The organism is Mesorhizobium sp. M0030 (genome assembly GCF_040323695.1).
GTDB lineage: Bacteria > Pseudomonadota > Alphaproteobacteria > Rhizobiales > Rhizobiaceae > Mesorhizobium.
On sequence record NZ_JAMYVE010000022.1, the window covers coordinates 1 to 22567 of the forward strand.

General features: G+C 63.6%; 19 protein-coding genes and 1 tRNA gene. 9 read left to right on the forward strand and 11 right to left on the reverse strand.

Annotation, left to right across the window (positions count from 1 at the left end):
• Window positions 1–220: 220 nt before the first annotated feature.
• The gene (locus NKJ80_RS29310) at window positions 221–1102 is read left to right on the forward strand and encodes an HpcH/HpaI aldolase/citrate lyase family protein (RefSeq protein ID WP_352498831.1); all 882 of its coding nucleotides are present in this window, start codon (window positions 221–223) and stop codon (window positions 1100–1102) included.
• Window positions 1103–1141: 39 nt separating this feature from the next.
• Complete coding sequence (locus tag NKJ80_RS29315) at window positions 1142–1348, forward strand: DUF1737 domain-containing protein (RefSeq protein ID WP_023673921.1); 207 nt, start codon at window positions 1142–1144, stop codon at window positions 1346–1348.
• 163 nt (window positions 1349–1511) lie between these two features.
• On the opposite strand, the gene NKJ80_RS29320 is transcribed toward NKJ80_RS29315, so the two are convergent.
• Window positions 1512–1934, reverse strand: coding sequence for a metallopeptidase family protein (locus NKJ80_RS29320; protein ID WP_023699282.1), 423 nt, complete (start codon window positions 1932–1934; stop codon window positions 1512–1514).
• Window positions 1935–2111: 177 nt separating this feature from the next.
• On the opposite strand from NKJ80_RS29320, the gene NKJ80_RS29325 reads away from it, so the two are divergent.
• The 3 genes from NKJ80_RS29325 to NKJ80_RS29335 are packed head-to-tail and all read left to right on the forward strand — an operon-like array spanning window position 2112 to window position 7847.
• Window positions 2112–3158: an ImuA family protein gene (locus NKJ80_RS29325; protein ID WP_352498832.1), complete on the forward strand. Its 1047-nt coding sequence runs from the start codon at window positions 2112–2114 to the stop codon at window positions 3156–3158.
• On the forward strand, window positions 3100–4578 hold the full coding sequence (locus NKJ80_RS29330) for a DUF6504 family protein (RefSeq protein WP_023816098.1): 1479 nt from the start codon (window positions 3100–3102) through the stop codon (window positions 4576–4578). The genes NKJ80_RS29325 and NKJ80_RS29330 overlap by 59 nt, the downstream gene beginning before the upstream one ends.
• Complete coding sequence (locus NKJ80_RS29335; RefSeq protein ID WP_352498833.1) at window positions 4575–7847, forward strand: error-prone DNA polymerase; 3273 nt, start codon at window positions 4575–4577, stop codon at window positions 7845–7847. Before NKJ80_RS29330 ends, NKJ80_RS29335 begins: the two co-directional genes overlap by 4 nt.
• Window positions 7848–7966: 119 nt before the next feature.
• Here NKJ80_RS29335 and NKJ80_RS29340 read toward each other — a convergent pair whose 3' ends face one another.
• The 4 genes from NKJ80_RS29340 to NKJ80_RS29355 form a co-directional block, all read right to left on the reverse strand.
• Entirely contained in the window at window positions 7967–8209 is a 243-nt protein-coding gene (locus tag NKJ80_RS29340) for a Trm112 family protein (RefSeq protein WP_023672122.1), read from the reverse strand.
• Between the two features lie 30 nt (window positions 8210–8239).
• A complete protein-coding gene (locus NKJ80_RS29345; protein WP_023685086.1) occupies window positions 8240–8911 on the reverse strand; it encodes an LON peptidase substrate-binding domain-containing protein in 672 nt (223 codons plus the stop codon).
• Between the two features lie 111 nt (window positions 8912–9022).
• Window positions 9023–10030 (reverse strand): thioredoxin, encoded by a 1008-nt coding sequence (gene trxA / locus NKJ80_RS29350; protein ID WP_352498834.1) that lies wholly within the window; start codon window positions 10028–10030, stop codon window positions 9023–9025.
• An 80-nt stretch (window positions 10031–10110) separates the two neighbouring features.
• Window positions 10111–10608, reverse strand: coding sequence for a prolyl-tRNA synthetase associated domain-containing protein (locus NKJ80_RS29355; protein WP_352498835.1), 498 nt, complete (start codon window positions 10606–10608; stop codon window positions 10111–10113).
• 216 nt (window positions 10609–10824) lie between these two features.
• Between NKJ80_RS29355 and NKJ80_RS29360 the strand changes: the two genes are divergently transcribed.
• The 3 genes from NKJ80_RS29360 to NKJ80_RS29370 all read left to right on the forward strand — a co-directional run bounded on the left by NKJ80_RS29360 (window position 10825) and on the right by NKJ80_RS29370 (window position 15163).
• A tRNA-Gly gene (locus NKJ80_RS29360) sits at window positions 10825–10899 on the forward strand.
• Window positions 10900–11222: 323 nt separating this feature from the next.
• A complete protein-coding gene (locus NKJ80_RS29365) occupies window positions 11223–13250 on the forward strand; it encodes an SAM-dependent methyltransferase (protein ID WP_352498836.1) in 2028 nt (675 codons plus the stop codon).
• A gap of 149 nt (window positions 13251–13399) precedes the next feature.
• Complete coding sequence (locus NKJ80_RS29370; RefSeq protein ID WP_023685082.1) at window positions 13400–15163, forward strand: adenylate/guanylate cyclase domain-containing protein; 1764 nt, start codon at window positions 13400–13402, stop codon at window positions 15161–15163.
• 20 nt (window positions 15164–15183) lie between these two features.
• Here NKJ80_RS29370 and NKJ80_RS29375 read toward each other — a convergent pair whose 3' ends face one another.
• The 3 genes from NKJ80_RS29375 to NKJ80_RS29385 all read right to left on the reverse strand — a co-directional run bounded on the left by NKJ80_RS29375 (window position 15184) and on the right by NKJ80_RS29385 (window position 18033).
• Window positions 15184–16557, reverse strand: a complete 1374-nt coding sequence (locus NKJ80_RS29375) for a hypothetical protein (protein ID WP_031195611.1) — start codon at window positions 16555–16557, stop codon at window positions 15184–15186.
• Window positions 16557–17075: a GNAT family N-acetyltransferase gene (locus tag NKJ80_RS29380; RefSeq protein ID WP_023698122.1), complete on the reverse strand. Its 519-nt coding sequence runs from the start codon at window positions 17073–17075 to the stop codon at window positions 16557–16559. Before NKJ80_RS29380 ends, NKJ80_RS29375 begins: the two co-directional genes overlap by 1 nt.
• Window positions 17076–17211: 136 nt before the next feature.
• Entirely contained in the window at window positions 17212–18033 is an 822-nt protein-coding gene (locus NKJ80_RS29385; protein ID WP_023706798.1) for a hypothetical protein, read from the reverse strand.
• A 298-nt stretch (window positions 18034–18331) separates the two neighbouring features.
• Between NKJ80_RS29385 and NKJ80_RS29390 the strand changes: the two genes are divergently transcribed.
• Entirely contained in the window at window positions 18332–19747 is a 1416-nt protein-coding gene (locus tag NKJ80_RS29390; protein ID WP_023698120.1) for an adenylate/guanylate cyclase domain-containing protein, read from the forward strand.
• Window positions 19748–19762: 15 nt separating this feature from the next.
• On the opposite strand, the gene NKJ80_RS29395 is transcribed toward NKJ80_RS29390, so the two are convergent.
• The 3 genes from NKJ80_RS29395 to NKJ80_RS29405 form a co-directional block, all read right to left on the reverse strand.
• On the reverse strand, window positions 19763–20242 hold the full coding sequence (locus NKJ80_RS29395) for a class I SAM-dependent methyltransferase (RefSeq protein WP_023672134.1): 480 nt from the start codon (window positions 20240–20242) through the stop codon (window positions 19763–19765).
• Between the two features lie 147 nt (window positions 20243–20389).
• Entirely contained in the window at window positions 20390–21571 is a 1182-nt protein-coding gene (locus NKJ80_RS29400) for an ABC transporter permease (protein WP_352498837.1), read from the reverse strand.
• A complete protein-coding gene (locus NKJ80_RS29405) occupies window positions 21568–22566 on the reverse strand; it encodes an ABC transporter permease (protein ID WP_352498838.1) in 999 nt (332 codons plus the stop codon). Before NKJ80_RS29405 ends, NKJ80_RS29400 begins: the two co-directional genes overlap by 4 nt.
• Window position 22567: the final 1 nt, after the last annotated feature.

A 22567-nucleotide genomic window follows, 5' to 3' on the forward strand; every position in this document is an offset into this window, starting at 1 on the left:
CACGGCCACTGCGCCCATGGCGCGCGTGGCCCCCAAGGCCCAACCCCCACCCCGCCGCGCTCCGCTCCACACCTCTCCCCCGATCGACGGGGGAGAGGAAAGGCCCCCCTTCCGCAACTGCTGCGGGACGGGCGGGGCAGCGCAAGCTTTCGCAGTTGGCTCGTCATCAGGTACCGGTCGGACGCTTGCCTCACCCGCCCCCACGCGGCATAGATCGGCCATGACAAGCGAACCTTACCGCCCGCGCCGCTCGGTGCTTTACGTCCCCGCCTCCAACGACAAGGCGCTGGCCAAGATCGCGACGCTGGCCTGCGATGCCGTGATCATCGACCTCGAAGACGCCGTCGCGCCCGCCGACAAGGTCGCCGCGCGGGACAAACTGGCCGGCATTTTCGCCAGCCGACCGAAACGCCGCTGCGAGATGATCGTGCGCGTCAACGCGCTGTCCAGCGAATGGGGCACTGAAGACCTGCTCGCCGCGGCAAAATTCGAGCCCGACGGCATCCTGTTGTCCAAGGTCGCCACGCCGCGCGATATCCTCGAAGTCGGCGACGTGCTCGACGACAATTTTGCCCCCGACAGCGTCAAGCTCTGGGCGATGATCGAGACGCCCAAGGCCATGCTCAACATCGGCGCCATTGCCGAACTCGGCCGCGACCCGGCCTCGCGCCTAGCTTGTTTCGTGGCCGGAACGAACGATCTGGTCAAGGAAACCGGCATTCTGGCGACGCCCGACCGCCGCTATCTTGTGGCCTGGCTGATGCAGATGGTGCTGGCGGCGCGGGCCGGCGGCATCGACATGCTCGACGGCGTCTCCAACGATTTTCGCGACCTCGACGCGTTTGCGCGCGAATGCACGGAAGCCGCTGCCATGGGGTTCGATGGCAAGACGCTGATCCACCCCGCCCAGATCGAAACCGCCAACCGCGCCTTTGCACCCGCGCCCGAAGCTCTCGCCGAGGCGCGCGCGGTGAAGCATGCCTTCGCCTTGCCGGAAAATGCCGGCAAGGGCGTGATTGCTCTGAACGGCAGGATGGTCGAGCGGCTGCACCTGGCGCAGGCCGAGAAATTGCTGGCGAAGGCCGCCGCCATCGGCGCATGATCCGCCCCGAAAAGACGAACTCACGACAGGATCTGACCCATGAGACTTTACCGCTTTTTGTCCGCCCCCGACGATTCAACCTTCTGCCACAAGGTGACCGCGGCGCTGAACAAGGGCTGGCACCTGTACGGCTCGCCGACCTACGCCTACGACAAGAAGACCAAATCGATGCGCTGCGGCCAGGCGGTGGTGAAGGATATCGACGGCCAGGAATACGGGCCGGATACCAAGCTGAGCGACTGGTAGGCTTTGCCAGGCACGGACGCAGGCTGTGTCGAGATTCAGGTCAGGCCGAGCCGAGAACAGTGGTTTCCGAGAACCGGAGCGGAGCGTACTTGAAGTACGCGAGCACCGGAAGCGCAGGAAGCTGCCGTTCGCAGGCCGGCTTCACCTGAATATCGGCGCAGCCTTACTCCGCCGCCTCTTCGAGCTTCTCCATATCGTCGTCCGACAGGCCGAAATGGTGGCCGATCTCGTGGATCAGCACGTGGGTGACGATGTCGCCCAGCGTCTCCTCATTCTCGGCCCAGTAGTCGAGGATGGCGCGGCGGTAGAGGGTGATGCGGTTCGGGCCTTCGCCGGTCTGCGGGTTCCAGCGCTCGGCGATGCCGCGGCCCTCGAACAGGCCAAGCAGGTCGAACGGCGTCTCCAGCGACAGATCGTCCATGATCTCGTCGGTCGGGAATTCGGCGATCATGATGACGATCTCGCCGGTCAGCTTGCGAAAATCGTCCGGCAGATGCGCGTACGCCTCCAGCGCCAGAAACTCCATCTCCTCGATCGAGGGCGAGAGTTCGTCATGCCAGGTGCGGGTCTTGTAGATGCGGGCCATGCTTTGTCCTTTGATCCCGCATATATGCTTTCCCTCCGGACTCGGCAATGAAGCGGTAATTCCATGACGTCAATGGCTATAGAGGAATAAATTCCTTCTGACTCCGCTTGACTCTTTCGGCACCCTCTGGAATCTATAGGAACATAACAGGAACAATTATGAGAGAAATTGACCGTCATGGCGACATCAGCCGTGGCGCGGGAGACTGTTTTTGCCCTGCGCCGCCAGATCGCGAAGATCGAGGGAACGCTGCCCGAGCGCCTGGCCGCGCCGGCTGGCGAGGGGCTGCGCGCGGGTCCTGGCCTCGACGCCGCGCCTGAACCCGATGCCGATGTCACCATCATCCGGCGCGGGCTTGCCGTGGCTTCGCCGGATGCTTTCCTGGCCACCGGCGTCGAGCGCCTCGATGCGGCGCTGAGCGGCGGCCTTCCCAAAGCCGCCTTGAGCGAAATCCATGGCCTTGAGACCCGCAATGCCGGGGCCGTCGCCGGCTTTGTGCTGTCGCTGGTCAGCCTGATCCTCAGGGGCCAGCCCTTGCCCGTGCTGTGGATCGGCACATCGGAGATTTTTCGCGAGGCCGGCTTTCCCTATGCCAGGGGATTGCAGGGCATGTTCGGTATCGCCCCGGAGCAATTGCTGTTTTCCGAGGCGCCGAAACTCACCGATGCGCTGTGGGTAGCCGAGGAGGCCGCGAAGATGACGGCGCTCGCCGCAATCATCCTCGAAATCCGTGGCAGCCCGCAGCGGCTCGACCTCACCGCGACGCGCCGGCTGCACGCGCGCGCCCAAAACGCCGGCCGGCCGGTGTTCCTGCTGCGCCAGGCCGGCGAAGCCGAGCCGACCGCCGCCCCGGTGCGCCTCATCGTGTCGGCTGCACCAGCGGCGAGCCGCCGGACGATCGCCGGGTCGCTCGCCGGCTCGATCGGCCGGCCTGCCTTCACCGTCAGCATCGGCAAGAGCCGCACCGCTCTGCCTGGACAATTCACACTGGAGTGGAACCCCGATGAACACGCATTCGAAGAAAGAAAGCCCCGCGAAAAACGGGCAGAGAATTCTGTCGCTGTGGTTCCCGCATCTGGCGGCAGAACGGATCCTGCGCCAGCGCCTGGGACGGTCGTGGCGTTCCCGGCCTTCGGATCATCTGCCGCCATCTCACCCACCGCTCGTGATCAGCCATCGCGACCGCAACGCCCAGCGCATATCGGCCCTCGACGAGCGGGCTGAGGCGCTGCATCTGAAGCCTGGCATGGGCATTGCCGATGCGCGCGCCATGCATCCCTCGATCGACATCGTCGAGGCCGATCCGGACGCCGATCGCCGGCTGCTCGAAGGCCTCGCCGACTGGTGCGATCGCTATACGCCGCTGGTGGCGCTCGACGGTACTGATGGCCTTTATCTCGACGTCACCGGCTGCACGCATCTGTTCGGCGGCGAGCGCGCCATGCTGGACGACATCCTTGCGCGGTTTTTCCAGCAGGGTTTCGATGTCCGCGCAGGGTTGGCCGCGACGCCGGGTGCAGCCTGGGCGGCGGCGCGCTTCTGCGGCAACCGCATCGTTGTCTCCGGCGAGGAGGAAGCGCTGCTCGCCCCCTTGCCGCTGGCGGCACTGCGCATCGAGGCCGATATCCGCGCCAGCTTGGAAAGCGTCGGCCTGCGGACCGCCGGCGCGGTCATGGCAGCGCCGCGCGCGCCGCTCGCCCGTCGCTTCGGCGCGACCTTGCTGTTGCGGCTCGACCAGGCGCTCGGCCGCCTCGACGAGGCGGTATCGCCGCGCCTGCCCGTGGCCCCGCTTTCGGTCGAACGCCACCTGGCCGAGCCGGTCGTGCTGACCGCCGAGATCGAACGGCTGGTGCTCTTGCTGGCGGTGACGCTGAAGGCCGATCTCGAACGCCGCGGCGAGGGCGCAAGGATGCTGGCGCTGCTTTTGTTTCGCGTCGACGGCGCCGTCAGCCGCATCGCTGTCGGTACCTCGCGACCGTTGCGCGAACCCAAGCTTATCCAGCGCCTGTTCCATGAGCGGCTGGCCGCGCTCGAACAGGACATCGATGCCGGCTACGGCTTCGACCTGGTGCGGCTTTCGGTGCTGGCGGCCGCCGGCTTCGACATGCAGCAGGCCGATTTGACCGGCGAGACCGAGGATGACGGCGCCGACATGGCACTCTTTGCCGACCGCATCCGCGCCAGGCTCGGCGACAGTGCGGTGCTGAAACCGGTCGCCCTCGAGAGCCATCTGCCGGAGCGCGCCATCGCCACCATCCCGTTCTCGGAAGCGCCACAACGCAAAACACCGCTCAGGAAGCCGGGCTCGAAAGACGCGCCGCGCGCAACCATCTTCCCGCCGGAACGGCCGATCCGGCTGTTCCGTTCGCCCGAGCCGATCGAGGTGCCGGCCACCGAAATGCCTGAGGGTCCGCCGATGAATTTCCGCTGGCGCCGCGCGCTCTACCGGGTCGCGCGCGCCGAGGGGCCGGAACGCATCGCGCCGGAATGGTGGCGTGAAACGTCAAGCGATCCGCTCACATCGACGCGTGACTATTTCCGGATCGAGGATGCCGACGGCCGCCGCTACTGGCTCTACCGGCAAGGCCTCTATGGCAACCCGCAGGTGCCGCCGCGCTGGTTCATGCATGGGGTCTTCGCATGAACGCGCTGACCGTCATCCCCTATGCGGAATTCGGCATCCAGTCGAACTTCTCCTTCCTGCGCGGCGCCTCCAAGCCGGAGGAGCTGGTGGTGGCGGCCAAATTCCTCGGCTTTTCCTCGATCGGACTGGCAGACCGCAACACGGTGGCCGGCGTCGTGCGCGCCTGGCAGCAGGCCAAGGTCGAGAAGCTCGCCTATCACCCCGGTTGCCGCCTGGTGTTCGGCGACGGCACGCCGGACATTCTCGCCTATCCGCAGAACCGCAAGGGCTGGGGCCATCTCTGCCGCATGCTGACGCAAGCCAATTTGCGCGATGAAAACGAGAAGGGCGCGACCCTTCTCCAGCGCAGCGACCTGCTCGAATGGGGCGACCTGCTGTCGCTGGCGGTGCTGCCGGATCTCTCGGCGAATGCCGACGATCCCCTGGCATTGGTCCGTCAACTGAAAGACCGTTTCGGCGCTAATTTGCGGCTAGGCATGGCGCCGGATTATCGCGGCAATGACCGTTTCCGCATCGAGCAGGCGGCGGGCATGGCGGACATCGCCGGCGTGCCGCTGATGGCGACCAACGACGTGCTTTATCACAGCGCCGAGCGCCGCTCGCTGCAAGATGTGCTCACCGCCATCCGCCTCAATTTGCCGGTCGCCGAGGTCGGGCTGGAGCTGACGGCCAACGCCGAGCGCCATCTGAAGCCGCCGCTGGAAATGGCCCGTCTCTTCCGCCGCCATCCACCGGCGCTGGCCGAGACGCTGCGCTTTGCCGGCGAACTGACCTTCTCGCTCAGCGACCTCCAGTACAATTATCCCGACGAGCCGACGCAATCAGGGCTTGGGCCGCAGGCCGAGCTAGAGCGTCTGGCCAGGGAGGGGGCCGCCACGCGCTATCCGGCGGGCGTCCCCGCTTCCGTCTTGCAGCGCATCAGTGAGGAGCTCGCTCTGATCGAGCGTCTGAATTATGCGCGCTATTTCCTGACCGTTTACGACATCGTCCAGTTCGCCCGCAATGAGGGCATTCTGTGCCAGGGCAGAGGCTCGGCCGCCAACTCGATCGTCTGCTACTGCATCGGCATCACCGAGGTCGGCCCCGAGCGCATCGACACGTTGTTCGAGCGCTTCATTTCCGAGGAGCGCAACGAGCCGCCCGACATCGACGTCGATTTCGAGCATGAGCGGCGTGAGGAGGTGATCCAGTACATCTACTCCAAATACAGCGCCAAGCGCACCGCGCTGGCTGCCGCCGTCATCAGCTATCGCGGCCGCTCGGCGCTGCGCGAGGTGGCCAAGGCCATGGGCCTATCGGACGATGTCCGCATTGCGCTCTCCAGTTCGATCTGGGGCTGGTCGACCTCGGAGCTCGGCGAGAAGGAGGCGCATGCCGGCGGCCTCGACCGCAACGAGACCTCGACCCGTCACGTGATCGCCCACGCCAACGAGATCATGGGCTTTCCCCGGCATCTGTCGCAGCATGTCGGCGGCTTCGTCATTACCCGCGACCGGCTCGACGAGATCGTCCCCATCGTCAAGACGGCGATGGAGGCGCGCAAGATGGTCGAGTGGGATAAGGACGATCTCGACGCGGTGAAGATCCTGAAGGTGGATATTCTGGCGCTTGGCATGCTGACCTGCCTGAAGCGCGCCTTCACCTTGCTCACCGACCATTATCCGAAGGCCCGGGATGATTACGGCCGACCCTATGTGCTGGCCACCCTGCCGCCGGAAGAGAACGACGTGTACGACATGATCTGCCGCGCCGACACGCTCGGCGTCTTCCAGATCGAATCGCGCGCGCAGATGTCGATGCTGCCGCGTCTACGCCCGCGCGAATTCTACGACCTGGTCATCGAGGTGGCGATCGTGCGGCCCGGCCCGATCCAGGGCGACATGGTGCACCCCTATCTGCGCCGTCGGCAGGGCAAGGAAGCGGCTGAATATCAAAAGCCAGAGCTGGAGGCTATTCTCAAGAAGACACTCGGCGTGCCGCTGTTTCAGGAACAGGCGATGAATATTGCAATCGTCGCCGGTGGTTTCAAACCCGGCGAAGCCGACGAACTACGCCGCGCCATGGCCACCTTCAAGCGCACCGGCACCATCGGCAATTACCGCCAGCGCATGATCGACGGCATGGTCGGCAAGGGATACACCAAAGACTTCGCCGAGCGCTGCTTCAAGCAGATCGAAGGCTTCGGCGAATACGGCTTTCCCGAAAGCCACGCCGCCTCCTTCGCTTTGCTCGTCTATGCCTCCTGCTGGTTCAAGACCTTTTATCCCGACGTGTTCTGCGCCGCGATCCTGAATTCGCAGCCGATGGGGTTTTACCAGCCGGCCCAGCTGGTGCGCGACGCGCGCGACCATGGCGTCGATATCCGCGACGTCGACGTCAATTTTTCCGACTGGGACTGCACCCTGGAGAAAGCCCAATTCGATCCGGGCCGCATCCTTGCGCGCCATGCCGAAATGCGCGGTGTCATCAAGACCCGGTGCGCCGTCCGGCTTGGCTTCCGTCAGATCAAGGGCTTGGCCGAGAAGCGTATGGAAGCTTTCACCGCGCGGCGCGGCGCCGGCTATACAAGCGTCAGGGATGTCTGGCTGCGCTCGGGCCTCGATGTCGGCGAAATCGAAAGACTGGCGCAGGCTGACGCCTTCCGCTCGCTCGGCCTCGACCGTCGTGAAGCCTTGTGGGCGGTGCGCGCGCTGGATGGCAAGAGCGCCGCCGAACGGCTGCCGCTGTTCGACCAGCCGGCGATCCGGCTGCGCGAACTCGAGCCCGAGACAAAACTGCCGACAATGCCGCTCGGCGAGCACGTCATCCACGACTACCGCGCGCTCGGCCTGTCGCTGAAGGCGCATCCGGTCGCCTTCCTGCGCGAGCGGCTCGACCGCGCCGGCGTCATTCCCAATGCCAATCTCGGCTCGGTGCGCGACGGCAGGCGGGTCTCGGTCGCCGGCCTGGTGCTGGTGCGGCAGCGGCCCGGCAAGGGCAATGCGATCTTCCTGACGCTGGAAGACGACAAGGCCGTCGCCAACGTCATTTTCTGGGAGCGGACCTTTACCCGTTTCCGGCCCATCGTCATGGGCGCGCGCTTCGTCAAGGTCACCGGCAAGCTGCAGTCGGAATCCGACGTCATCCACATCGTCGCCGAGAAGATCGAGGATTTGACGCCGTGGCTGACGGTGCTGCTGGAAGAGATGACGCCGGCTGCCCGGCCCGACATTGCCACCCTCTCGGACAAAGCTGAAAGGGTCATGCCCAAGGGGCGGAATTTTCAGTAGGCAAGTGCAGGGCGGTCGGGAGCCCATGACATTAATGCCGGCAAGGGCAGAGGGGGGCGCAAGGATCGCCAACAGAATGGCTTCTTAGGCTGAGGTCCGTTTGAACCACCCCTGGCCCTTCAGCCCGGCCCACCCAATCGCGGCGGCGACAGCACGTCTTCCGCCGAAATAGTCCGCGCCTCCGAGGGCAGCATGATCGGGATGCCGTCGCGCACGGGATAAGCGAGCTTGGCAAGCCGCGAGATCAACTCGCCGCGCACCGGGTCCCAGGCCAGCGGCCCCTTGGTCAGCGGGCAGGCCAGCAGCTCCAGCAATTTTGGATCGACATTGACCGACTTGCCGTCACGCCCATCCGCAGCCATTGGATCCCCCTTCAGCCATCGGCTCAGCCCTTATTGCAGGCTGGAGCCAAAGTCCTCATTCTCGCGCGCCAGCGCCATTTCGGTGATGGCGATCAGCGTCTCCGCGCGGGCTTTCAGGTCGGGCGCCTCCAGCAGCGCCTGTTTCTCGGCCGGTCCGTAGGGCGCCATCATCGACAGCGCATTGACCAGCATGGTGTTCTCGGCGCGGCTGACGCTTTCCCAATCGGCTTCGAGATCGTTGGCCTGCAGATAGGCGCGAAACGCTTTCAACAGCGCCGGCCGGTCGACCTCGCTTGCCGCCTGGTCTTCGGCAAGATCGGTGAGGAACGGCGCCAGCTTGCATTGCCGGAAAGGCGTCTTCACCGGCAATTCGCTGGTGATGCGGAAACGGCAGACGCCCTGCAGCGAAACCAGATAGCGGCCGTCGCCGCTCTCGGCCATCGAGATGATGCGCCCGGCGCAGCCGACATTGCACAGTTCCGGCTCGCCGTCGGCGCGCAACGCGCCATTGAGGCTGGGCTGGACGATGCCGATCAGCCGCGCGCCGGCGATCGCCTCATCCACCATCTGCAGATAGCGCGGCTCGAAGATGTTGAGCGGCATGCGCCCGCCCGGCAGCAGCAGCGCGCCGGCAAGCGGAAACACCGGAATGGTTGCCGGCAGATCCTTGCCGACCCGGTAAAATGCGTTTCCGACCTGCACCTTCACTCCTCCGACCCGCTTCGGGCGCGATGTTATCGGCCTAATCTGGCGCGGCGGCCGCCGACCGCAAGGCCCGACAGCCACGCCCCGGCAATTTGGCCGGCAAACGGCTCAGGAAAACAGCAGCGACGACAATTTGCGCCGTGCCGCCAGCGTCGCCTCGTCGGTCATGCCCCAGGCCTCGAACAGTTTCAGCAACTGCGCCCTGGCGCCGTCCTCGTTCCACGTCCGGTCGGCTTTTATAATCGCCAGAAGATTGTCGGCCGCCGCATGGCGCTCGCCCTTGGCGTTCTGGATCATGGCGAGGTCGAAACGCGCCTGGTGGTCGCCGGGATTGGCGGCCAGTCGCTGCTCGAATTCAGCTGGATTGCCAAGTGCTGCCGCTTCCGCAGCCAGCGTCATCTTGGCACGCAGCGCGGCAAGTGCCGGCGCATTCTTCTTGGCCTCCGGCGCCGTTGCCAGCAGCGCCTCGGCGCCGTCGCTGTCGCCGGCCTCGAACAGAAGCTCGCCCAGCCCGGCAATCGCCTCGATCGTCTCCGGCGCCTGCGCCAGGATGGCGTCGTAAATGTCGGCTGCGGTCTGCGCATCGCCCGCCGCATGCGCTTCCGCCGCCGCGGCCAGTGCTTCGGCGACGGGCGGCGCGCCATTGCCCTTGCCGCCGACCTTGGTGATGAACTCGGCAATCTGGCTCTCGGGGATGGCGCCCATGAAGCCGTCGACAGGCTGGCCGTCCTTGAAGGCGATGACCGCCGGGATCGATTGGATGCCGAGCTGGCCGGCGATCGAGGGATGATCGTCAATGTTCATCTTGACCAGCTTGACCTTGCCGCCGGCGGCCTCGACCGCCTTTTCCAGAAGCGGCGTGAGCTGCTTGCAGGGCCCGCACCACGGCGCCCAGAAATCGACCAGTACCGGCTGTTTGCGCGATTCCTGGATGACGTCGGCGGCGAAAGTGGCGGTCGTGGTGTCCTTGATCAGCTCGCCAGCGGCAGGTGCTGCGCCGGGTGTCGGGCCAAGTGCCGACTTGGCCGGCTCGGCGCCGCCATATTGCACGGACGTGGTGTACTGGCCAGAATTGCCGCCGAATTGGCCGCCAAACGGATTGTTGTTGTCGCTCATGTCGTCGCCCTTCCGATCGCGCCCAGCGGAGCAGCGCGACGTCCTTAACTAGAGGTCAGTTTTCGCCATCCATGTGGCGATCAAGCCGAGACTTTCAAGATAGCAGCATCATGTCCGGTTGCCTCGACGAATCTGATGAGGTCCGCGGACGCGATTGACGCCGTCGCCTCATTGGTCAGCGGATGCGCGTTGACTGTCGCATGTGCCATCAAATCCTGGTCGAGCACCACCTTGACCCGTCTTTCGGTGTCGTTGATCAGCCCGAACACGGTGACGGCGCCCGGGATGACGCCGAGCAGTTCCATCAGCATCTCCGGCTTGCCGAACGACACCCGGCCGGCGGCGCCGATGATCGTGTGGATCTGCTTCAGGTCGACGACCGCCTCCTCGCCGACGCTGACCAGGAAGAAATTGTCCTTCTTGTCCTTGAGAAACAGATTTTTCGTGTGCCCGCCCGGTATCTCGCCGCGCAGCGACTGCGAATCGGCGACCGTATAGAGCGGCGGATGGCGCACGGTCGACACTGGTATGCCGAGATCGGCAAGAAAGGCGAAAAGCTCGGCTTCGGTCTTCGGCATTGGTGGTCTTCCCCTGTATCGGCGCGCGGCAAAGCCGTTTACGGCCAATGATGCCGCCGAGACAAGACCGTCATGCGGGAAGTCGATGAACCACCCGCGTGGCCGACAAGGTTCGGCCAAGCGATTTGGCGCGACCAAAAAGCCCGTCATTTCCCTGTTGCAATCGCCGCGCTCTTCAGCCATATAGGCCCGGCTTGCGGCCAAAGGGCCGTGTGAGCGGGTGTAGCTCAGGGGTAGAGCACAACCTTGCCAAGGTTGGGGTCGAGCGTTCGAATCGCTTCACCCGCTCCAGTTTCCTCTAGGGGAATCAAGCGATGAAGAGGCGCCTTTCGGGGCGCCTTTTGCTTTTTCCAGACCGGCGATGTAAGCGCGTTGCGGGACACTTGTTCTCCCTCAGAACCAGGCGCAGGTAAGACGGCGTGGCGCACAATCCCTCGGGTTCAATTTCGGCGAAAGGCGGCACCGCATCCGAAGCGCTTGCTTGGCTGGCGTTGCGGAACGCCGCGTCCGAATGCGGCTCAGGCTCGCGCTTGGTCGACCCGCAGCCCCTGCGCGCGCTCCCGGCGGGACGCAAGTGGGCGCATGAGATTGCCAAGGTAATCTTCGATGGCCTCATGGCAGGAAGCCTTTCGGTGCCGGGGCAACTGGCTGCCCGGTGGGACAGCTTCGGCAGCGCAACCACCGCGTTGATCATCGAACTCGGCAAGATCTGGGACAATCCCGCAGCAGCTCGCCGCGTCCAGTACCAGCTTGAGCAAATGCTTCTCGAAGCCGACGATCTTGCCGCGCCGCGCAGGCTGGCGCGAACGCTCGGAGTTCGCGTCGACGCTCGCAATCCGACCGCGACCGAACTGCCGGAAGGCATCGATCAGATTTATGCCCATCTGATGCTGGATGGCCGGATCGAGGCTGTAGTGCAGTTCGGTGCACTCGGGACTGTGACGAGCGATCATTGGATTGAATTGATCCTGGATGTAGTGCCTGCTGAGCGGCTTGCGGGAGGATCGCCTGCACCGCAAAAGGGCGCCGGCGCGACCACGTCAAACACGCCTGCAGCCGAGGCATCGTTGACCATGGCGGGAAGCGAGCCCGATCCGGACAGCCACTTCGGCAAACTCGCGCAATTGGCCGCACAGGCGCGCGACCTGGTTCGGTCGAGCGCTGAACCGTCAGAGCCTGTTGCGCCGCGCCGGGCACGGGTCGCGGACAAGCACGACAGGGATCGCACGGCGTTCTGGAACAGCTATTTCGCGACCGAGGATCCGTGGAACTACGGTTCGTCCTATGAGCAGGAAAAATACGAGCGCCAGCTCGAAATCCTGCCTCCCGGTCCCATCGGGCGGGCGCTCGAGTTGGCCTGCGCGGAGGGCCACTTCACGCGGCAGCTGGCGCCTCGCGTCGGCCATTTGACCGCAACCGACATTTCCGCCATAGCCGTCGAGCGAGCCCGCGCCCGATGCAACGATCAGCCGAATGTCGAGTTCGGCGTACTCGATTTCGCTGCCGACACGCTGCCGGGTGAGATGGATCTGATCGTCTGTTCGGAAGTGCTCTACTACTTGGATGACCTCGCCGAGCTACGGCGCATCGCCAGGAAATTCGCCGAGGCGTTGGCGCCTGGCGGCAGCTTCATCAGCGCACACGCATTCGTGTTGCGTGACAATGTCGAAAAGACGGGCTTCGACTGGAACACATTCGGTGCCCAGGCGATCTCCGAGACGCTGGCGGCGACCGAAGGCCTCGTCTTCGAGCAATCGATCCAGACCGAGCTCTACCGCATAGACCGCTTCCGCCGCCTATCGCCGGGCGATGTGGCGACGGACCCGGTGATCGATCATGTGCCGATCCGCGCGCCCATCGAAATCGGCGTCGCGCGAAATATCGTCTGGGGTGGGGCGCGAGCCTTGCGCCGCGACGTCGCACGTAACGAGCAGCGCCAGCATATCCCTGTCCTCATGTATCACGGCGTTGCCGATGAAGGTCCGGCCGCGCTCGCTCGCTTTCGGCTCACGCCCGCCGCATTCGCCAGCCAGATGGGATGGCTGCGCGCCAATGGCTTTCACGCCATTGGCTCCGAGCAGTTGGAGCAGTTCATCACCAACCGTCAGCCTTTCGTCGGCCGCCCGGTGCTCATCACCTTCGATGACGGCTTCCAGAACTTCGCCGACCATGCCTGGCCGATCTTGCGCGCCAACGACCTGACCGCGGAAGTGTTCCTGGTGACGGACCTGGTGGGCGAAAGTGCAAAGTGGGACACCGACATCGGTCCGCCGACGCCGCTTATGGGCGCCGGGACGGTGCGACGCCTCGCTGCCGAAGGCGCCTTCTTCGGCAGCCACATGGCGACGCATCGCGCCATCGATGGTCTGTCGAGCGCTGACCTGGCCGCCGAGCTCCTGCGCTCTCGTCTGTTCATCGAACGCTGGACCGGCCGTCCAACCACGGCGTTCGCGGCACCCTTCTCCGTCACCGACCGACGGCTTGGCCCGCTGGCCAGGGAGTGCGGCTATCGAGTAGGCTTCGGCCGCAGGCACGGGCCGGCGGACCTCGATAGCGATCTCATCGACCTTCCGCGCATCGAGATTCGCGGCGACCGCTCGCTCGATGACTTTGTCGCCACTGTGGAGGCCGTGCTCGGATAAACGCCGAACTGGTCGGTGCGGCAGCGCAAATGGGCATCCGCGTGGGCTGGTGTCAGAGCGCTGCCGGTAGCGCGGCTGCGTGGCCGTGATTTGCGAAAATTCCCTCGTCCCGCCGTCTTCCTGCTATGATGGAGATGAGGAGGCGACCCATGAGCGAGAACCGTAAGCTGGCCGCAATCCTGGCTGCAGATGTGGTCGGATACAGCCGGCTCGCGAGCGCGGACGAAGATCGTACCTTGGCGCGGTTGCGGGCACTGCGCAGCGACCTGATCGATCCGATCATTGCAGTGCACCACGGGCGGGTTATCAAGCGTACCGGAGATGGGGCGCTGGTTGAGTTTCGCAGTGTGGTCGATGCCGTGCGCTGCGCCGTTGAGATTCAAAACGGTATGGTTGAGCGCAATGCCGGCGTACCGCAGGAGCGCCGCATCGAGTTCAGGATAGGCATCCATCTGGGCGACGTGGTCGAAGAGAGCGATGGCGACCTGATGGGTGACGGCGTCAACATCGCCTCGCGTCTGGAGGGCGTTGCGGCGCCCGGCGCCATCTGCCTGTCCGAGGATGCCTATCGCCAGGTCAAGGCCAGGCTTGACCTCTCGGTCAGCGATCTCGGCAGCACACAGCTCAAGAACATCGCCGAGCCGATCCGGGTGTATTCGCTGCAAGTCGGCGCCGGGGCCAAGGTGGCCGCGACCTCGCAAACCCCGACGAGCCCTCCGGCTGCGGCAGCGCCGCCGAAACTGTCGATCGCCGTGCTGCCGTTCGCCAATATGAGCGGTGATGCCGAACAGGACTACTTCGCCGACGGCATCTCCGAAGACATCATCACGGCGCTGTCCAAACTGTCACAGCTCTTCGTCATCGCTCGCAATTCGTCCTTCATCTTCAAGGGCCAGAACGTCCATGTGCAGGATGTCGGCACGAAGCTCGGCGTGCGCTATGTCCTTGAAGGCAGCGTACGCAAGTCGGGGAACAAGGTACGCATCACCGCGCAGCTCATCGATGCAATTTCAGGCGGCCATCTTTGGGCGGAGCGGTTCGATCGCGATCTGACCGACATATTCGCCGTGCAGGATGACGTGACGCAGCACATCGTCGGTGCGCTGGCGCTCAATCTGACCGACGATGACCGTCTGCGGCTGGCGCCCGAACACCAGCGCAATCCGGAGGCGTATGACTGTTTCCTGCGGGGCCGGGAGCTGTGGCACCGGCTGACGAAGGACACGAACGTCGCGGCCCGCGAGCTCTTGCAGCGGGCCATCGAACTGGACCCGAAATTTGCCTCTGCCCACGCTTTCCTAGCCCTCACGCACGGGCTCGATTACCTCAACAGGTGGGGTGCGTCGGACTCGATGGCGCAAGCGGAAGAGGCAGCAACGCGAGCGGTAACGCTGGATGACAGCAATCCCTGGGCGCACTGGGCGCTGGCATCGGCCAAGCTTTACACACGACGGCACGATGAGGCCATCGGCGAGGTCGAGCGCGCGATAGCTCTCAATCCGAACTTCGCCGAAGCGCACGTCGCCCGCGGCGAGGCGCTGTATTATTCGGGTAGACCCGCGGAGGCGCTAGAGAGTTTCGCCCGGGGAAAGACCTTGAATCCATACTTTCCGGATGTGCTTCTGCACTTCCAGGCTTTGGCATCGTTTCAACTGGGAAGGTACGAAGAGGCCGTCGACCTCTTGCTGCAACGGCTGGCTCGCAACGCTGTCACCGACGTCTCGCGTGCGCTTCTGGCCGCATGCTACGGCCATCTGGGCCGTTTGGAGGAGGCCCATACGGCATGGCAGGACCTGCTTCGCGTCAATCCCGCCTATTCGCTGGAACACCGTCGCAAGGTCTTGCCTTACAAGAACCCTGCCGATTTCGAACTGATGGTAGAGGGGCTCCGCAAGGCCGGCGTGGTGCAATGACGGGCTAAAGCCCGGCCGGATCAGAGGCCCGAGGCCCGGCCGATCTTGCGCCATCGGGCGTTTTCGCGAACCGGTTTCAGGTCATCGGTCGTCTCGGCAAATGTCCGCAACCGGTATTGCCGCAGCAGGTCCGGGAACAGCGCCCCTTCCGGCAGTCCGGCAAGCTGCTCGCGGACCGAGATCTTTTCATCGATGACCCGCATGCCCCAGGCATTTTCCCGAACCTGCAGCTCGGCGGCCAGATCGCGCTCTTCTGGCGCGTTTTCATCAAGCGCAGCCAGCAGGATCGAGTGGAAAAGCGCGACATAGCCAATCTGTCTCAGGCCGCCCACAACCCGCACGCGCGGCAATATGGCAAGGGCAAGGAACATCAGGAACAAGTCCGGCAAAAGCAGGCCGTCCAGCAGTGCCTGCTGGAGATGCGGCCGCTCGAACGGGATGGAAAGACCATGCGGCCTGTCAGGCTCGATCAGCCGCCCGTTCTCGAGGACGAGCTTGCGCACGCGCTGCTCGCGGATGCCCCAGAAATAGTCCGTGGCATTGGGCAGGAACCTGCCAAATGGGCCCGATGCGGCTTCTTGCAAGGCATGGTCGAGACGCCGGCGCCTTGCGGGCTCGAGGAGCAGCCTGGAAAGAAGGCTGCCTTCATCTTCCAGATGCCGCGACACGACAGTCGCGGCCAGCCTATCATCGATGAAAACCGGCCGAGCCATGCCGGAACGATCCCAATCGGCGACCAGATCCTCGTTGAGTTCTGTCAGCGCATCGGCGGCGGTTGCAAACACCTTGTCCTGGCTGGCAAGCAGCGTGCCCAGCCAGCTTCTGGCATCCGTCTCATTGCCCACCGTTTCGAGCGCGCGCCCGTTGAGGGCGACGGGACCGGCCGCGCAGGCGCTTTTGCGGCACAGTTTGTGGCGCCCCATGCCAAACAAATTGACCTTGTCGTCGCCGACATCGAGCCATCCCGGCCCCTCCCGGCCGGTTGTCTCCATGGTCATGGTCGTTCCCATGAAGCCGAAAAAAGCCGACAGCCTGTTTTCGACCGCGCCGAGCCAGGCAAGCAGCAGGGCATCGAAGGTGATGCGATCCATCAGAAGCAGGCAGTGCAGGCCGGACTGGATAACCGGTCTGTGGTCGAATTCGTTGAGGGCCTTGCCGATCGCTTCAGGCTGCATGATCGCACCGAGGCGCTGCTGCAGGACGTCGCGCAGGATCGAGCGGGCAGCGATCGACGGGGCCGATCCAGGCCTTGCCACCGGCCGCCACAGATGGCGGGCATAATCGGAAACCGGTGCATTCCAGTTCTGCTCGATGTCACGCACGACCTCCGGGCAGAGCAGCGACAGCACGGCCAAAATGTCCACCGGAGGGGCAAGGGCAGGGACGGTGGTCATCAGAACCGCAGCCGGGCCATGCTCAGGAGGTCGTGGTACTGCCCGTCTGTAAAACCGGCCTTCACATGCCGGCCTTCGACCTCGAAGCCATGGCTTGTGTAGAGACGGATGGCCGGTTCGTTGTCGGCATAGACGCTCAATTCGACCCGCTTCAGGGCGCGCCAATTGTCGGCCACGTCGAGCAGCGCGCCAAGGATGGCAGAGCCGATGCCTCTGCCGACAAAGCCATCGTCGAGGCCGATATTGATCTCGCCGATATGCGAGCGGCGCGGCGAACCCTGCGCGACCAGGCTGCCGTGGCCGACAACCTTGCCGTCCAACTCGGCAACGATCCAGGTGGTTTCCGGGCCGGACTTGGCGATGCGCCGCTCCACCTGCTCCACCATCTCGAACGGCATCCTGAGCGTGCCCCAGCGGAAGCCCGGCATATTGAAGATAGCGCAAAGCGCCTCGGCATCGCTTGGCCGGACGGCCCGGAGCTGCGGCTGGATTTTCTCTAGGGGTGGCGTGCTGGTCATGGCTTTTCCGGCTACAGCAATTCCAGGAAAAGTGTGAGCGGTTTTCCGTCCGGAATTGCGTCAGAACAAAGGACAGAGGCAATATGCCCGGAACGATGCACCGGACGTCACCTGAAAATCCAGCCGTCTCTGCGACCTATGCCGATTGCGCGGCAAAATGCCGGGGGGCGGCGTAGAGTTTGAGGATACCGCTGACGCCGATCCAGCCGAAAAGGGCGAGCCAGCACAATGTCCCGGCCGCCGTCCAGTCGATCCGGTGCACGGCGGCGTCGGTGATGACGAGGCCAAGGACGGCAAGCAGGCCAACCAGAAACTGCGCCAGGCCGAGCACCAGCAATTCCTCACGCGGCGCACTTCTCCAGACGAGATAGGTGCCGCCTGCACCCGCGAGGAAGATGGCGCTGTAGACCTGGGCGTGAAAAGCATCGATCGGCCATGGCCAGAAGCCACCGAATGTCAGGGGAAACAGCAACAGGCCGACGCCGTAGGCCCCGAGGATCGTCATTTCCACCGGTAGGTAGGCGCGCCATGCGGGGTTCAAGATCACGCCTTTTGCAGAAGGGCGGGCCCTTGCCCGCCACAGGAACAGCCCGGATACCGCGGCTGACGCAAGATAGACCAGAAACCAGAGCCAGGGGGCTTTGCGCTCGAAGTTGAAATAACCGAGATTGATGAACGAAGCCGCCGACACGATGACGGTGAAGATGAAGGCCATGACCAGCACGAGCCTGCCGGGCGACCAGCGATTCCAGACCAGCAGCGCCGCCATCACTGCCATTTCGGCGGTGTAGAAGCCGCCGAGGAAGCGGGCATTGAACGGCGTGACGGCCCAGGGCCAGCGCGGCTTGACCAGCGCAGGCGCGAAAAACAGGCCGGCCCCGACGATCAGGACGATGATGACCCCCGCCGAGAAAAGGCGCAGGGCCGCCGGAAATGGCGGGTTGTCGCGTGTCGGCATGGAGAAAACCCCAGAGATGAATGCCCCATGGGCTATCATAGTTTGGAATTCAACAAATGGAAATTGACCTGTCACCAGGCTTGTCCATTCGAATGGCCGTCCGGTCCGTTTAGCAGTATGATGGAGCGTTCGGGTCGAAGATCGGTCCGGCCAACACGCCTAGAGCCGGATGATTTCAGGTCTGTCCGACCTGAAATCTGAATCCGCCTCTGAATCAGGAAGAGCATGATGTCGTCCGAAAACCGCTTCACACCTTTCGGCATCATGCTCTAGCGGCGCAATTTCCGGAGCCTGCACGATGACCGAAGCTCAGGATCTGTTCTCGCTTCTGCGGCAATCGACCGATGTCGATCCGCAGGCAATCGACGCAATCCGGCAAACCATCGCCGAGGGCAAGGACCGCGAACTTTGCCGCATCAATGCGCTGGCCTTCGCCAGCAAGCATGGCCTCGACGAGGAACGCACCATAAGCGCCTTTCTCCATGCAGCGCGGGTGGGCATCTTCGACATTTCCTGGAATGTTCTGTGCCCCGGCTGTGGCGGCGTGCTCGACACCAACGCCACGCTGAAAACCATGCAGAAGGACGAATACACCTGCGCGCTGTGCTCCCAGGGCTATTCGCCGACCCTCGACGAGATGGTCGAGGTGACATTCACCGTCAGTCCCCGCGTGCGCAGGATTGCCGCCCACAATCCACACGAACTGCCGTTGGTGGAATATTACCGCCAGATCTACTGGGCGTCCGGGGCCGATCTGCCGGACGAGGATCTGGCGGAAAAGATGGAAGCGTTCTCGCTGGAAGATATCGAGCTTGCGCCCGGTGAAAAGGCGGTTCTGCACATCCAGCTTCCGCCCCAATTCATCATCATCTTCGAGCCGGTCACGCATTCGGCCCAGTTCATCGACGCGAAGGGCGAACCGGCAAAAGAGCGGCGAAACCTCTCTCTGGCCTTCGACCGCGACCATGTCCAGAGCCAGACGCTGGAGATGCAACCCGGCCCATTGCGCATTTCGCTGGAAAACAGGACCGACACGCGCGTGCTGCCGACGGTCTTCATCGCCTGCCCGGTATTGCATGATTTCCTGGGCAAGCGCCGGCCCTTCGTGACCGCCAAGCGCCTGCTCACCAACCAGACGTTCCGGGATCTCTATCGCACGGATACGCTCGATATCAACCAGCGCCTGAAGATCACCAGCCTGACCTTCCTGTTCACCGATCTGCGCGGATCGACCGAGCTTTACGAGCGGGTGGGCGATCTTTCAGCCTTCGATCTCGTGCGCGAGCATTTCCAGGTTCTGCACGAGATCGTCGCGGCGGAGGCAGGCGCGGTTGTGAAGACGATCGGCGATGCGGTGATGGCGACCTTCGCGACGCCTGACCGTGCGATTGCCGCGGCGCTGCGGATGCGCGACGCCATGCGGGCGCTCAATGACAAAAGCGGGCGCGAGGACCTTCTGCTCAAGATCGGTGTTCATGCCGGCCCCTGCATAGCCGTGTCCATGAACGAGCGGCAGGATTATTTCGGCCAGACGGTCAACATTGCTTCGCGGGTCCAGAACCTCGCCAACGCACAGGCGATCTTCGCCACGCGTGCGGTGGTCGACGATAATCTCACCGCCGATCTGTTGCACAGGAACGCGCTGACGCCCGTGCCGCACGAGGTCTCGCTGCGCGGCATCGAGCGGGAGATTGCGGTTTATACGATCCCCTGAAGAGTTCTCTACCGCTCACACGCGCTTGCAGAGGAAATAACGGTCGGCGGGCTCCGAAGTGGGCGCCGGGAGGTGTTGCAGCAGCGGGTGATCGAGCGGCGTGCCACTGACCGCGAAGCCGCCGACGCGAAGCAGGCTCGCAATCAGATCGGGAAGCCAGGTAGCGGTCACTGCATCGCGATCGTCATAGCCGGTGCCAATGTCGGCATGAACAAGGGCGGCTTCGATGCCAATGAACTTGCGGCCCGTCTCGCGTATTTCGCCGAGCACTAGGTTTTCAGCTTCGGGAATTGAGCTAGTGTGCGCGCCAACTTCGCGGTCGAACACCACGATCCGGCGCCCGGGCAGAAGCTCGCGCAGATGGTGGAATGTCCGGCCATTGCCGAGGCCGAGCTCAAGCACAAGCCCCTCCATCTTCGCCACCTCGGGGCAGATTCGATTGAGAATGTCGCGCTGCGCGGTCATCCTGCTGATGAAATTATCGAGGCGACTCATATGCGATTGTGTGTCCTGAACCAGCAGCCCCGATCGAGGCTTGCTGCATATAAAGGCGAACGACGAACCCTGCAATAACGCAACCGGCCGCCGACAAGCGTCATACCGGGTGGAGTGTTCGGCAGGCCGCGCGGTGGAACAGCGATATCACTTGTAGGGGTCTGCGGCGTCCCGCAAGCCGTCGCCGAGGAAGTTGAACGCCATGATGACGAGGATGACCGGCAGCATCGGCAAAAGCAGCCATGGATAGAACGCGATCACGCTGACGCTGCGCGCCTCGGTGAGCAGGATGCCCCAGCTGGTTATCGGCGCCCTCAGGCCGAGCCCGAGGAAGCTCAGCGCCGTTTCGCCCAGGATCATGCCAGGGATGGAGAGCGTCGCCGTCGCGATCAGATGCGACATGAAGCCGGGAATGAGATGCCGCCTGATGATGCGGCTGCTCCCGGCGCCCATCAACTGCGCGGCCAGAACGTAATCCTCCTCGCGCAAGGCCAGAAGCTTTGAACGCACGGCCCGCGCCAGTCCGGTCCAGTCGAGCAGCCCGAGGATGACGGTGATGCCGAAATAGATCAGGATCGGACTCCAGGTTATCGGCATGATCGCCGCCAGGGCCAGCCATAGCGGAATGCTGGGAATCGATTGCAGGACTTCGATTATCCGTTGGACGATCAGGTCGAAGATACCGCCGTGATAGCCGGCCAGCCCGCCGATGACGATGCCGAGCAGGAAGCTGAAACTGATGCCGACGAGGCCGATAGTCAGTGAAATGCGTGCGCCATAGATCATGCGCGAGAGCACGTCGCGCCCCAGCCTGTCGGTGCCGGCCAGAAACAGCTGCCCGTTTTCGGCAGGACAGACAAAATGCCTGTCACCTTCGATCAGGCCCCAGAACCGATAAGTGTCGCCCTGGCAGAAGAAACGGAGCCGCTGAACGTCGTCGTGGTTCTCGATGTAGTTCCGCTTGAGCGTGTCCATATCCAGCGTCATCTGGCGGCCATAGACGAACGGCCCGACGAACTCGCCATTGTGGAACAGGTGCACGTGCTGCGGCGGCGCATAGATGTAGTCCATGTTGCGCGAGTGCAGATTGTAGGGCGCCAGAAACTCGCAGATCAGTATCCCTAAATACAGCACTGCCAGGAATATGCCGGATATAAGCGCAAGCCGGTGTTTGCGGAATTTCCACCACATCAGCCGCAACTGCGATGCCTGAAAGACCTTCGATTGCTCCGGCGTCATCGCCTCGACCGACTGCAGATCGAAGGGCGCGCTGCAAATGTAGTGTTGCAGTGGAGCACCCGGAGCGGGCAGCGGCGAGTCCTGCTTCATTTGGTGCTGCCACCCTGCAAACGAATTCGTGGATCAAGCAGCGCCAGCGCCAGGTCGGAAATCAGCACGCCGATAACCGTCAGGAAGGCGAGGAACATCAGGAATGACCCTGCCAGATACATATCCTGGCTTTGCAGCGCCTTGATCAGCATCGGCCCGGTCGTTTCCAAAGACAGAACGATAGCCGTGATCTCAGCGCCGGAGATGATGGCCGGCAGGATCGAGCCGATGTCGGAAATGAAGAAGTTGAGCGCCATGCGCAGCGGATATTTGACCAGCGCCTTGAACGGATGAAGGCCCTTGGCGCGCGCCGTCACGACATATTGCTTGTGCAGTTCGTCGAGCAGATTGGCGCGCAGCCGCCGGATCATGCTCGCCGTGCCGCCGGTGCCGATGATCAGGACCGGGATCCAGAGATGGGCGAGGATCGACTTCGCCTTGGCCCAGCTCATCGGCTCGCCGAGATATTGCTGGTCCATGAGATGGCCGATGGAGGTGCCGAACCAGATGTTGGCGAAATACATCAGGATCAGCGCCAGCATGAAATTCGGAACGGCAAGGCCGAGAAGGCCGAAGAAAGTCAGGCCGTAGTCGCCCCAGCTGTATTGATGCGTGGCGGAGTACATGCCGATCGGAAAGGCGATGAGCCAGGTGAAGATGATCGTGACGAAGGAAACCAGCACGGTCAGCCACATTCGGTCGCCGACGACGTCGCGAACCGGCAGCTCATATTCGAAGGAATAGCCGAAATCGCCGTGCAGCATCCCGCCCACCCAGTAGAAGTAGCGAATGACCGGCGGCTGGTCGAAACCATATTCCTTGCGCATCATCTGGATGCGGTCGGAATCCACCGCTTCGCCCTGGGCCCGAAGCTCGGCGACATAGCTGTCGAAATAATCGCCCGGTGGAAGTTCGATGATGGTGAACACCAGCGCCGATATGACCAGCAGCGTTGGAACCATCACGGCGATGCGCCAGACAAGATATCGAAGCACG